The sequence below is a fragment of the Kerstersia gyiorum genome, from assembly GCF_048595715.1.
Classification (GTDB): Bacteria; Pseudomonadota; Gammaproteobacteria; order Burkholderiales; family Burkholderiaceae_B; genus Kerstersia; species Kerstersia gyiorum.
Map to the genome: position 1 here is coordinate 3,301,148 of NZ_CP169556.1, position 12,975 is coordinate 3,314,122.

Here is a 12,975-nt window from a genome sequence, read left to right on the forward strand (position 1 = left end):
CGGGCCAGCCGCCGCCTTTTCTTCATTCATGATTACAAATGCCGATGGCTGCATACCATCGGCACACCCACCAGCTGGCCGATCATGGCCGCCATCCCCTCGGCGCTGGACTGATCCAGCCCTGCCAGCCGCACCATGCGAAACCCCATCGCCAGGCTGTATTGCCAATCCAGCTCCAGGATGCGATAGCTGCGTCCGTTGGCCGTGCAATACCACTGCGCCGCAGGATCATCGTAGGCTGCACCGATGAAATCGGCCGGCGAATCGAACGGAGGCAGGCTAGCCAATGCTTCCTGCGTGCCGGGCAAACAGGGATTGCCCAGGTTTTCCCCAACGGCCACTGCGGGTGCCGGGCCGTCGTAAGCCAACAGCATCAATGGGAAATCGGCGGGCTGCGCATCATGGGCAGCCTGCACTTCCTGACTGAGCCAGGGCCGGGCTGCCGGCCCCAGGCAATACTGCGCGCTGTGCCAGTCACTGCCTTCATCATCCGAATACAGGCGTGCCAACTCGATGCCCCGGCTGGCCAGCAAGGCCTGCGTTTCTTCTATCGTCGCGTCATGCCGAATCGGCAGGTCCGCCGGCAGATAGCCGGCCCGCACATACTGCGCCAGCACATCGCCGGTCGTGCGCTGGCGCTCGTCATACTGGTACGACCCGGCATTCAGGGCCGCCAGCGCGAAACTCAGGTTCAACAGAGCAGGACGGGGAATCATCGCGCCACGCGGCTCCAGCACATACCCGCCCGCCAGCAAGCGGGCTTGCAGCGCGCGCCAGTCCGGCGGTGGCAGGTGCATGTCGCGCGGACACAGGAACTGGTGGTGTTCAGACATAGCGATGACTCGTCATGAGAGGGGAACCAAGCATAGCCCGGCACCGGCAATTGTCGGAACCCGTGCGGCAGGCCCGCTGCGTTTTACATATTGCTCATGGCCTGGCCCTGGCGCACTTTTTGTCCTTCCTGCCAGCCCGGATGAAAGCCCAGCGCAGTCTGCGGCATCAATACGACAACAGTCGAACCCAACTGGAAATGCCCCATTTCCGCCCCTTGCACCAACTTGGGAGCAGGCTCGCCATCCTGGTAATCCCATTGGCGTATCGGCCCCCGGCCCGGCTGGGTGACCAAGCCGTGCCAAACGGTGGAGATGCTGCCGACGATGGCTGCGCCGACCAGCACCATGGCGAATATTCCATGCTGCGGATGCTCGAACCAGCAGATGAGCCGTTCATTGCGGGCCAACAGGCCATCCATGCCGCGCACGATATCCGGCCGCACTGAAAAGAGCGTACCAGGCACATGGCGCATGCCCAACAAGCGCCCGGCACATGGCATGTGGACACGGTGGTAATCACGCGGGCTCAGGTACACAGTGGTAAAGCGTCCGCCTTCGAAATGACGAGCCAATGCCGCATCGGCCAGCAGTTCGCCGACACCATAGGCCCGCTGCTTGGCGAGGATCATTCGCCCGGCACCTATCCAGCCCAGCTGACTCACCGTGCCGTCGGCGGGACTGACCCAGCTGGCCCTGGCAACAGGACGTGCGCTAGGACGCAATTTCCTGGCGAAGAAATCGTTGAAGCTCGGGTAGTCGGCCGGCGCATGGCGGCAAGCCTCTTTCAGGCTGACGCCATGCCGCCACATGAAAGACCGGATCAGCGCCTGCGCGACCAGGGGATGGCGATTCTGCGCCAGGCGGCCGACCACGCGCGTCAACAGGCGCAAAGGCAGGAGATGCTGCAAAAGGACGGAAACGGACATCGCATGGACGACACAGGCAGATTTTCAGACAATCATTATTGTACCGGTACATAATATATAATGACACGTGACAAAATGGCGGCCTGAAAAATGCCATCCCATCAGCACACATCATCGGCCATGCGCAGCGCCAGGCGCGCCGCACGGCGGCTCTGGCAGCACCTTCTTTTTACACAGGCACGTCGCCTTGATCCGGTCCGCGCCTGCCCACCACCCCGACGGGTGACACCCTTTGAGCGGAAACCATGACAACACAGCAGCGCCCCTTCAATTTCGGCCCCGGCCCGGCAACACTGCCCGCAGAAGTCCTCCAGCAGGCTGCTGACGAATTGCCGAATTGGCACGGCAGTGGCATGAGCGTGATGGAAATGAGCCATCGCGGCCCGGAGTTCATCGCCATCTACGAGCATGCGGTCTCCGGGCTGCGCACGCTGCTGGATGTACCGCCCGACTTTCACATCCTGTTCCTGCAAGGCGGCGGCATCGGCGAGAACGCCATTGCACCGCTGAACCTTTCACAAGGCGGCGTTCTCGATTTCGTATTGACCGGCAGCTGGAGCAGAAAGTCCTATGAAGAAGCCGGCCGCTACGCCAGCGCCACACGTATCGCCGCCAACGGCAAAGCCTCTGGCCATACCTGCATTCCACCAGCGGCAAGCTGGAATATCAGCCCTGACGCGGCTTATGTGCACCTGTGCAGCAACGAGACCATCCAGGGCGTGCAGTTCCAGGAACTGCCGGATCTGGCCGCGCTGGGCGCCGACGTGCCGCTGGTCGTGGACTGCTCCTCCGATATTGCTTCCAGGCGCTTTGACTGGCGCCGGATAGGCATGGCGTTTGCCGGGGCGCAAAAGAACCTGGGGCCGGCGGGCCTGACACTGGTCTTCGTGCGCGAGGCCTTGCTCGGCCGGGCCTTGCCCATTTGTCCCAGCGCGTTCAATTACGAGCTGGTGGCGCGCAACCAATCCATGTACAACACCCCGCCGACATGGGGCATTTATCTGGTCGGCCTGATGGTGGACTGGATGCTGCGTCAGCGTGAAGGAGACCTGAGCGGCCTGGCGGCGCTGGAAGTACGCAATCAGCGGCAGGCAGCCAAGCTGTATGCTGCCCTGGACGCCAGCGATTTCTATATCAATCGGGTCGATCCGGCTGTGCGCTCGTGGATGAACGTCCCCTTTACGCTGGCCGACGCACAGCGCGACGAGGCGTTTCTCGATGGCGCAGCCCGGCGCGGACTGCTTCAGCTCAGGGGACACAACTCGGTAGGCGGCATGCGCGCCAGCCTCTACAACGCCATGACCGATGAGGGTGTCGATGCCCTGATCGCCTATCTCCAGGATTTCGAACGCAGGCAGGCATGACCATGGAAAACTCGTCTTTCATCAGCCCGCTGATCCGTGATTTGCGTCCCTACCAACCCGGCGAACAGCCGCTGGACAGCGGGCTCCTCAAGCTCAATACCAACGAGAACCCGTACCCGCCCTCACCCCGCGTCATAGACAGCATCTGCGATGAAGCGAACCGCAACCTGGCGCGCTACCCGGACCCGGAATCCGAGATGCTGTGCGCCACGATCGCCTCTTTTTACGGCGTTGCGCGAGGCCAGGTTTTCGTTGGCAATGGTTCAGATGAAGTCCTGGCCCACGCGTTCAACGCCTTTTTCCGCCACGGCAACGCCAGGCTGCTGATCCCGGACATCACCTATGGCTTCTATAAAGTCTATTGCCAGTTGTTCGGCATTCCACCCGGCTTGGTGGCGGTCGACCCGTCGCTGCGCATCAGCCTGGAGAACTTTGCCGTACAGGCCCGTGCCGATGGCACTATCGCAGGCATCGTGATTGCCAACCCCAATGCCCCGACCGGGGAGGGCCTCACGCTGGACGCGATCCGGTATCTGCTCGCCATCAACCCCATGCGCGTGGTGCTGGTGGATGAAGCCTATGTCGATTTCGGTGGCCATTCGGCAGTCGGCCTGGTGGCGCAGCACCCCAACCTGCTGATCGTCCAGACCCTGTCGAAATCGCGCGCGCTCGCAGGCCTGCGCGTGGGTTTTGCCATCGGCCAGGAAGGCTTGATCAGCGCCTTGAAAAGCGTGAAGGACAGCTTCAATTCCTATCCGTTGGGACGTCTGGCCCAGCAGGGAGCCATTGCCGCCTTCGAAGACCTGACCTATTTCGAACAAACACGCAAAGCCGTCATCGCCACCCGGGAAAAATTGGCGAGGCAGCTCGCCGGCCTGGGCTTCGACGTGCTGCCTTCCTGTACGAACTTCCTGTTTGTCCGGCATCCGAAGCACGATGCCGCCTGGCTGGCCGGCCAGTTGCGCGAGGCAAGAATCCTGGTGCGCCATTTCCCCCAGGAACGGATAGGGCAATTCCTGCGTATCACTGTCGGCACGGATCAGCAGTCAGCGCGACTGCTGAGTGTGCTTGCTGGCATTCTGGGCGGACGCGCCGCCAGGCGGTGAGGCTTGCCAACGCCCACCGCCCCTTGCTGCCTCTGCGCTCAGGCCACGCAATCCACGAAATAACGCATCTGGCCAGCAGCATCCTTCACTTCCACAAAACCGTGGATATCGGTGCCAAAGCCCGGCGCCAGACGGTGCAGTTCGCGAGAGAACCGTAGATACTCGACAATCGTCCGATTGAAAACCTCGCCAGGAATCAACAAGGGGATTCCTGGCGGGTAAGGCGTAATCAGGCTGGTCGTGATGCGGCCTTCCAGCTGGTCGATTTCCACCCGTTCTGTCCGGTGCGTGGCGATATGCGCATAGGCTTCGCTGGGCTTCATCGCCGGAACCGCTTCTTCCAGGTACATGCCGGTCGTCAGACGCGCAATATCGTGGCTCGCATAAATGGCATGGACATGTTCGCAGAGGTCGCGCAAACCCATTTCTTCGTAGCAAGGATATTTCTGGCAGAAATCCGGCAAGATGCGCCACATCGGCACATTGCGGGCATAGTCGTCCTTGAACTGCTGCAAGGCCGTTACCAGGGAATTCCAGCGGCCTTTGGTAATGCCGATGGTGAACATGATGAAGAAGCTGTAGAGCCCGGTCTTTTCGATGATCACGCCGTGCTCTGCCAGGAACTTGGTCACGATGGGCGCAGGTATCCCGGTGGTGTCAAAACGCCCGTCCAGACTCAGTCCCGGCGTCACGATGGTAGCCTTGATCGGGTCGAGCATATTGAAGCCCGCCGCTATCCCGCCAAAACCGTGCCACGGCGCTTCCTGGCCGTCGCTGGACAATACCCAGTCCTGCGCGCTGCCCATGCCCTCCATTTCCAGCGTCGCCGGTCCCCACACCTTGAACCACCAGTCCCCGGCAGCAAACTGCTCGCCCACCTGGCGCATGGCACGACGAAAATCCAGCGCTTCGGCGATACTTTCCTCGACGAGCGTCTGGCCGCCCGGCGGCTCCATCATGGCCGCAGCCACGTCGCAGCTGGCAATGATGGCGTACTGCGGCGATGTGGACGTATGCATGAGATACGCCTCGTTGAACAGGTGTCGATCAAAACGCGGATTCGCCGCATCCTGCACCAGGATATGGCTGGCCTGGCTGATGCCGGCCAGGAGCTTGTGAGTCGATTGCGTGGAATACACCACGGAACTGACCGGCCGTGCGCGTTTCTTGCCCATGGCGTGATACGTGCTGTAGAACGGATGAAAGGCCGCATGGGGAATCCAGGCCTCGTCGAAATGCAATGCCTCGACATAGCCATCCAGCGCGGACTTGATGACCTCGGTGTCGTACATGATGCCGTCATAGGTGGACTGCGTCAGCACCAGCACACGCGGCGTGACCGCATCCGTGTCCATGCCGGCCAGCAAGGGATGCGCACGCATCCTGGCCTTGATGGCTGCCGGGGAGAACGCCTCGCGCGGAATCGGGCCGATGATGCCCAGATGGTTGCGCGTGGGACGCAGGAAAACCGGAATCGCGCCGGTCAGCACAATGCTGTGCAGGATGGACTTATGGCAATTCCTGTCCACGACCACGACATCGCCAGGCGCCACCGCATGCTGCCAGACAATCTTGTTGCTCGTACTGGTGCCGTTGGTCACAAAAAAGCAGTGGTCGGCGTTGAAGATGCGCGCCGCATTGCGCTCACTGGCGCCGATGGCGCCATTGTGATCGAGCAACTGGCCCAGTTCCTCCACCGCATTGCAAACATCCGCACGCAGCATGTTCTCCCCGAAAAACTGATGGAACACCTGTCCCACCGGACTCTTCAAGAAGGCCACGCCGCCGGAGTGTCCGGGACAGTGCCAGGAATAGGAGCCGTCTTCCGCATAGTCCAGCAAGGCCTTCAGGAATGGCGGCTTGATGCCGTTGAGATAGTTTTTCGCCTCGCGGATCAGATGGCGTGCAACGAATTCCGGCGTGTCCTCGAACATGTGCAAGACACCGTGCAGTTCGCGCAGGATGTCGTTCGGCATGTGGCGCGCTGTTTTCGTTTCTCCGTACACATAGATCGGCACATCCACATTGCGCCGCCGCACTTCGCGAATGAATGTACGGATGTTCTGCAGCGCCGGGGCGGTTTCAGCGTCCTGTGTGAATTCTTCATCATCTATGGACAGGATGAACGTACTGGCCCGGCTCTGTTGCTGGGCGAACTGGCTGAGGTCATGGTAGCTGGTGACGCCAAGGGCATCGAACCCTTCGGACTGGATCGCCTGCGCCAGTGCGCGTATGCCCAGGCCCGAGGTGTTTTCTGAACGGAAGTCTTCGTCGATGATGACGATGGGAAAGTGGAACGGCATGACATGTCCTGTCGAGGGGAAAGGGTTCTAAAACGGGAAAGCGCTGTGTTCCGTCGCCTGCTGGCCGCGATGATGTTGAAAAAACGCTTGCCCAAATCTTTGACACGGATCATAATATGTTTTGTACCATGACAAAACACGGCGCGGTAGCAAAGTGGCCATGCGATGGATTGCAAATCCATTCAGGTTGGTTCGATTCCAACCCGCGCCTCCACAAGCCAGTTCCCTGAGCCATTGCCCCAGACCGGGCTATGGCAAAATCCAGTCTTTCAGCCTGGCGGGCCAATATGAGTTCTGGCCTGTCTGGAACAGATCTTTGTCACGGAACGATATGGCTATACAAGGCAAGACCGCCGCGGAACTCTTCGACTGCGTGCGCGCCCTGGCGCAATCGCAACAACTGCGCCCCGGTGATTCCCTGCCGCCGGTCCGGGATCTGGCAGCGGAGCTGGGCATAGGCAGAAATACGGTGGCTGCGGCCTACCGCCGGCTGGTCGTGGCAGGTATCGCATCCACCCATGGCCGTCTCGGCACGATCATCCGCAACCAGTACGACCCTGGCGAACAGGAAGGCACACTGGCAGGCTCTCCGCTGACCGACCTGGCCAGTGGCAACCCCAATCTCGACTGGCTGCCTGATGTCGCCGCAGCCTTGCAGCGCAAGCCCTACCAGCCCAGGCTCTATGGAGAACCTTCCGTCAACCCTGGCCTGAAACAACACTTACAGCAGTGGATGGCGCCGGATTGCCCGCCACAGGGCTTCGAGATCGACCTGGCGCATGGCGCCGTCGACGCCATTGAAAGACTGCTGATTTCCTATCTGGTCGCTGGCGACAAGGTCGCTGTCGAAAATCCCTGCTTCCTGAGCAGCATCCATACCTTGCGCACCCTGGGACTCCAGCCAACCGGCGTTCCCGTCGATACCGAAGGCATGATGGCCGGCGAACTGGAAACCGCCCTGGAAAAAGGCGCACGGGCGGTCATTCTGACTCCGCGGGCGCACAACCCCACCGGTTGCAGCCTGAGCGAAAAGCGCGCCCGCGCCATCTCCCGTGTACTGGCCCGGCATCCCAACGTGCTGGTCATTGTGGACGATCACTTTGCACTATTGTCCGATGCCGCCTATCACTCCGTCATTCCGAAGGATGCGGCGCGCTGGGCCGTGATCCGTTCATTCACCAAAGCGCTGGGGCCGGATATCCGCATGGCGGCCATCGCCAGCGACAGCGCCACCTCACGGCAATTGCGCCTGCGGCTGACTTCCGGCACGAACTGGGTCAGCCATCTGTTGCAGGACATCGTCGAAACCATCATCACACAAGCTGAAACCGCCAGCCTGCTGGCCTGCGCTCGGGCGGACTACCGCCAGCGACGCCAGGCGCTGGAACAGGCCTTGCACAAGGAAGGCGTGGCATTCCTGCCCGGCGGCGACGGCCTCAACCTCTGGCTCCCCCTGGAGACGGACGACCAGGCGGTTGCGCTGGACCTGGCCCGCCGGGGCTGGCTGGTACGCCAAGGCAGGAGTTTCTCGGTGGATGATCCCGTCCAGGGGCTGCGCATCACCATTTCAAGCATCAACCCGGTGCAATGCGCGCAGCTGGCCCGGGATATCCGGCGCAGCCTGGGTTAGCAACCCCAGTGGAACACCGGCGCGGCGTTTGCCTGATCTGCAGGCGCCGCGCCAGTACTGCCTGGCGCCGTGTCAGCGATACACGGGATGCCTGCGGCAGAGCGCCACAACTTGCTCGCGCACCTGCGCCACCACCGAATCCAGGCGCCCTGTTTCCAGGGCATCCAGCACATCGCACAACCAACCTGCAAGCTGCTCACATTCGGCCACGCCGAAACCGCGCGTCGTCACTGCCGGAGTGCCGATGCGCAGCCCCGACGTCACAAAAGGCGAGCGCGGATCATTGGGCACTGAGTTCTTGTTCGCCGTGATGTAGGCATCGCTCAGGGCGGCATCGGCGTCCTTGCCGGTGTAGGGTTTGCTCGACAGGTCGATCAGCATCAGGTGGTTGTCGGTACCGCCAGAAACAATGCGGTAGCCGCGCTGCATCAGCACAGCTGCCATGGCGCGGGCGTTGGTCACGACCTGGCGCTGATAGGTCTTGAACGCCGGTTGCAGGGCTTCCTTGAAGGCGATGGCCTTGGCTGCGATCACGTGCATCAGCGGGCCGCCCTGAACACCGGGGAAGACGGCGGAATTGAGCTTGCGGTAGAAATCTTCATCCTGGCCTTTGGCAAGAATAATGCCGCCGCGCGGGCCGCGCATGGTTTTGTGAGTGGTGCTGGTCACCACATGGGCGTGCGGCAGCGGGTTCGGATATTCGCCTGCAGCAACCAGGCCGGCAACGTGCGCCATGTCCACCCAGAAGATGGCCCCCACCTTGTCGGCAATGGCGCGCATGCGCGCCCAATCCTTGTAGCGCGAATAGGCAGAAAAGCCCCCGATCAGCATTTTGGGCCGGGTAGCCAGCGCAATGCGTTCCATCTCGTCATAGTCGATCAAGCCAGTTTCCGTATCCAGGCCATAAGGCACGATCTTGTAATGCCGGCCAGAAAAATTCGACGGGTTGCCATGGGTCAGGTGGCCGCCCTGGGCCAGATTCATGCCCATGACCGTATCACCGGGCTGTGCCAGCGCCAGGAACACAGCGGCATTGGCCTGCGCGCCGGCATGAGGCTGGACGTTGGCATAATCACAGTCGAACAGCAACTTGAGGCGCTCGATGGCCAGGCTCTCGGCCACATCCACGTTCTCACAGCCACTGTAGTAGCGCTTGCCGGGGTAGCCCTCGGCATATTTGTTGGTAAACACTGAATTCTGGATCGCCATGACCAGCGGGCTGGCATAGTTTTCGGAAGCAATCAGCTCAACATGGTCCTCCTGGCGGCGCTCTTCGCGCTGCACGGCGGCGGCAAGTTCGGGGTCGAATTCGGCAAGAGTCAGGGATGGGTCGTACATGATGAAAGTCCTATCGTCGGAAAGGTGCATGTTTGGAGATACGTGGCACGCTGGGAATGTCCTGATCCAGCTGGCCGCGAAGCTCCCGAAAAAGATCACTGGCCGCGGCCAGCGCGGCAGCAGCGGGTTTGTCCGCCAGGCGTGCGGCCAGCCATGGGCCGACAATCAACGCATCGGCCATGCTGGCGGCCCGGCGGGCTGTATGCATATCCCCGATACCGGCGGCCAGCCCGAGGGGAATGGCAATATGGCGGCGGATGCGCCATATGCAGTCCCGTGCCTGGCCAGCAGGTTGAGCATCTATCCCGTCCGGAAAGAAGCGTCCATGGACATAGCCGCTGGTGCAAGCTGCCAGCTGGCGGATGTCATCATCCGTTACCGTAGGCGCCAGGCTGGCAATCCAGTCCAGGCCGCAGCGCCGCAAGGGCCGCGCCAGGGCGTGCGACAAGGCGGGCGACGGGTCGAAGGCCAGCACGCCGTCCAACCCGGCAACGGCCGCCGATTCTGCAAACGCCACCGGATGGCGCAAGCCCCCGCCACCTTCGATGCTCTGCGCAGTGCCTGACAGCACGACCGGCGTAGAGCTATCGGACAGCCGAAACTGTGCGACCTGCTCCAACAACTGCTGTAGCCCGGCAGCCTGCGGCCGGGCCGGGCCGCCATTTCCCGCGGAATGAGACGAGAGAGCATGCAAAGACGCACCACGGGCCGGCAGTGCCGATGACGGCATGCCCAACTCGATAATATCCGCACCGGCCTCGACCAATACATGCATCAGCGCCGGCGTGATATCGGCATGCGGATAACCTGCCGTGACTGAGGAAATCAGAGCCTTGCGGGACTGCGCGCGCAAACGCTCGAACGTGGCTGCTATCCGCCCCATGGCCTTGCCTCCGGCTCAGTCGCAGATCTGATAGGTGAAGTGGCGCAGAAACGCCGGCGCGGGCGCTTCCTGCGCTGAATCATGCGCCGCTTCATGTGTCGATTCTTGCGCCACCTCATGCATCGAACAATGTGCCGAACCCTGCTCCGGCCCCTGCCCCAAACCATGCGCCGCCCCCTGGCGGCAGACCGGCGGCAACAGCAGCTCGTCGCACTGCGCACGGCTGGTACGGCGCAAAACCTGGACCAATTGAGCACACGCCATGGCCGCGGCTTCAGGCAGGCTGGCACCATTGAGCCAATGGCCGGTCAGGGCAGCACAGAACATATCGCCGGTTCCCTTGGGCGCAAGCGCTACGCGCGGATGCGTGATGACTTCGGCCTGCGCGCGGGTCACCAATACCACCTGCATCTCATCGCTGGCGCAGGAATCAGGTGCAGCACTGGTCACGGCAACCCATTCGGTCCGCCCTGTCAACAGGGTACGCGCGGCAGCGATGACATCATCGGTATTGCTCACGGGCAGGCCGGTCAGCTGGGCCAGTTCAAATCCGTTCGGCGTCAGCCCGTCGGCCAGCGGCAAGATGTCGCGGCGGTACTCTTCCACCAGACCGGTATCGACATAGATACCATGGTCGTGGTCGCCAAGCACCGGGTCTACCACAATGCGCACGCCCGGCTGCTGGCGCAGCCGTTCTGCCAGCCAGCCCACCAGCGCGCCGGCCTGTGCCGGCCCGCCCAGATAGCCAACCAGCACCGCGCGCAAGGCATGCAGCGCGCCACGCGCCGCAAGATCGTGCAGATAGCCTGCGAACCATTCCACCGGCACCGCACCGCCATGCATGCTCGGATAATGCGGCGTATTGCTGAACAGCACGGTCGGCACCGCCGCCACGGACAGCCCCAGGGCTTCAAGGGTGGGAACGGCCACACTATTGCCCACGCGGCCATAGACCACCTGAGATTGTACGGAGACCACATCTATCGGCAGTGGATTCATGACGGTTCGCGCTCCGGCCCGGTGGCGATGCCATCCAGCCAGCGCCGGAACACGGCAGTCGCGGCTTGCGGCAGGCGTGTCAGCAATGCCTGTGCATCGGCGCGCAAGCGGCGGGGGTCCACGCCCGCCTGAGCCAGTTCACAAGCGTGCCCGAGCAGCCAGGATTCAAGCCGGCGCGGATCGGCCTCCAGATGGCATTGCAGCGCCAGCACATTACTCCCCCACGCAAATGCCTGGTTGGCGCAGGTGCCAGTTTCCGCCAATCGGACAGCACCGGCGGGAATATCAAAACGGTCGCCATGCCAATGCAGCACGGGCACGCCCGCCAGCGCTGCCAGCGGCGAATCTTCCCCTTCGGAAGTCAGGCTCAGCGGTGCGAAGCCGATCTCCTTCGCCCCCATGGACACGACATCCGCCCCCAAGGCGCGGGCGATCAGTTGCGCCCCCAGGCAGATACCCAGCAGCGGCCGACCCGACGTCAGGCGCGCACGCACCAGCGCCAGTTCCTGGCTGATGCACGGATACATCAGTTCATCAAAGGCGCCAATCGGGCCGCCCAGCAACACCAGCAGATCCGAGGTTTCGCCCTCCAGCAGGCTCAGGTCATCGCGTGCGGCATCGACATAGCGGATGGCATACCCCCGGGACCGCAACACGGGCTCCAGCGTGCCCAGGTCCTCGAAATGGACGTGACGAATGGCAATGACGGTTTTCATGAGGGATCCCCTGCTGCGGCCTGGGCCGTGCCATCGGCAGCGGCATTGGCCGACGGCCAGTAATAGCTGTCCGGCAAGGGACGGGCACCGAAGATGGCCTGGCCCACGCGCACCACCGTGGCCCCCTCCTCAATGGCGATTTCGAAGTCGCCTGACATGCCCATGGACAGTTCCGCCAGGTCTATCCCTGCCGGCGCGCTCTGCCTCAGTCTGTCGCGCAGATTGCGCAACAGGATGAAGCATTGGCGCACGCGCTCGGCTTCGGCGGAAAACAGTGCCAGGGTCATCAGGCCACGCACCCGCAACGCGGAAAACGCAGGCAACTGTTTGACGAAACCTTCGACATCTTCCGGCGCCAGGCCGTACTTGCTTTCCTCGCCGGAGGTATTCACCTGGACAAACACATCCAGCGACCGTCCTTCTGCCTGCAAACGCTTGTCCAGCGCTTCCGCCAGGCGCAGGCTGTCCAGGGCCTGGAACTCGCTTGCAAAGCGTGCCACCAGCCTGGCCTTGTTGGTTTGCAGGTGGCCGATCACCGACCAGCGCAGGTCGGTCAGATCCTGCATGGCTTCCCACTTGCCGTAGGCCTCCTGGACCTTGTTTTCCCCCAGCAGGCGGCAACCGGCGGCATAGGCCAGGCGCAGGCTGGATTCGGGCTTGGTTTTGCTGACCGGCAGCAGGCGGACGCTGGCGGGCTCACGTCCCGCGCGTCGGCAGGCGGCCGCAATACGGGCCTGCACGTCAGCGATATTCTGGCGAAAGTCTTCGACGGTGGCGGCCTGCGGATAGCGGCCATGCTGATCGTGCCGAGTTTGAGTTCCTGTTGATTCCGACATGGCTTGACTGTGGCTCCTGAGGTACATGCGATTGCTCCAGA

The 12,975-nt window shown here is 62.3% G+C and carries 10 protein-coding genes, 1 tRNA gene and 1 pseudogene; 4 read left to right on the forward strand and 8 right to left on the reverse strand.

Annotated features, from left to right (window positions below; genetic code table 11):
* Positions 1–32 precede the first annotated feature (32 nt).
* Both ACEW7X_RS14445 and asd read right to left on the reverse strand, forming a co-directional pair.
* A complete protein-coding gene (locus ACEW7X_RS14445) occupies positions 33–833 on the reverse strand; it encodes a hypothetical protein (RefSeq protein WP_420177358.1) in 801 nt (266 codons plus the stop codon).
* A gap of 83 nt (positions 834–916) precedes the next feature.
* Positions 917–1,759 carry an archaetidylserine decarboxylase gene (gene asd / locus ACEW7X_RS14450; protein WP_420177359.1) on the reverse strand — a complete coding sequence of 281 codons (843 nt, stop codon included), beginning with the start codon at positions 1,757–1,759 and terminating at the stop codon, positions 917–919.
* 245 nt (positions 1,760–2,004) lie between these two features.
* On the opposite strand from asd, the gene serC reads away from it, so the two are divergent.
* Together serC and hisC are read left to right on the forward strand one after the other, a co-directional pair.
* Positions 2,005–3,123: a 3-phosphoserine/phosphohydroxythreonine transaminase gene (serC, locus tag ACEW7X_RS14455; RefSeq protein WP_278857595.1), complete on the forward strand. Its 1,119-nt coding sequence runs from the start codon at positions 2,005–2,007 to the stop codon at positions 3,121–3,123.
* 2 nt (positions 3,124–3,125) lie between these two features.
* Positions 3,126–4,229, forward strand: a complete 1,104-nt coding sequence (hisC, locus tag ACEW7X_RS14460; RefSeq protein WP_415358790.1) for a histidinol-phosphate transaminase — start codon at positions 3,126–3,128, stop codon at positions 4,227–4,229.
* A 38-nt stretch (positions 4,230–4,267) separates the two neighbouring features.
* On the opposite strand, the gene ACEW7X_RS14465 is transcribed toward hisC, so the two are convergent.
* Positions 4,268–6,532: an arginine/lysine/ornithine decarboxylase gene (locus tag ACEW7X_RS14465; RefSeq protein WP_127775169.1), complete on the reverse strand. Its 2,265-nt coding sequence runs from the start codon at positions 6,530–6,532 to the stop codon at positions 4,268–4,270.
* Positions 6,533–6,672: 140 nt separating this feature from the next.
* Here ACEW7X_RS14465 and ACEW7X_RS14470 point away from each other — a divergent pair.
* Positions 6,673–6,746 (forward strand) — tRNA-Cys (locus tag ACEW7X_RS14470).
* A gap of 117 nt (positions 6,747–6,863) precedes the next feature.
* A complete protein-coding gene (ptsJ, locus tag ACEW7X_RS14475; RefSeq protein WP_068367203.1) occupies positions 6,864–8,162 on the forward strand; it encodes a transcriptional regulator PtsJ in 1,299 nt (432 codons plus the stop codon).
* 72 nt (positions 8,163–8,234) lie between these two features.
* Here ptsJ and glyA read toward each other — a convergent pair whose 3' ends face one another.
* The 5 genes and pseudogenes from glyA to ACEW7X_RS14500 all read right to left on the reverse strand — a co-directional run bounded on the left by glyA (position 8,235) and on the right by ACEW7X_RS14500 (position 12,934).
* Complete coding sequence (glyA, locus tag ACEW7X_RS14480) at positions 8,235–9,500, reverse strand: serine hydroxymethyltransferase (protein ID WP_420177360.1); 1,266 nt, start codon at positions 9,498–9,500, stop codon at positions 8,235–8,237.
* 10 nt (positions 9,501–9,510) lie between these two features.
* Entirely contained in the window at positions 9,511–10,383 is an 873-nt protein-coding gene (locus ACEW7X_RS14485) for a tryptophan synthase subunit alpha (protein ID WP_420177361.1), read from the reverse strand.
* Between the two features lie 195 nt (positions 10,384–10,578).
* Positions 10,579–11,382 (reverse strand): annotated as a pseudogene (gene pdxK / locus ACEW7X_RS14490) (pyridoxine/pyridoxal/pyridoxamine kinase); the annotation flags it as partial.
* Entirely contained in the window at positions 11,379–12,098 is a 720-nt protein-coding gene (locus ACEW7X_RS14495; protein ID WP_420177362.1) for a glutamine amidotransferase, read from the reverse strand. The pseudogene pdxK and the gene ACEW7X_RS14495, both read right to left, overlap by 4 nt.
* Positions 12,095–12,934, reverse strand: coding sequence for a YggS family pyridoxal phosphate-dependent enzyme (locus tag ACEW7X_RS14500; RefSeq protein WP_420177363.1), 840 nt, complete (start codon positions 12,932–12,934; stop codon positions 12,095–12,097). The genes ACEW7X_RS14495 and ACEW7X_RS14500 overlap by 4 nt, the downstream gene beginning before the upstream one ends.
* Positions 12,935–12,975: the final 41 nt, after the last annotated feature.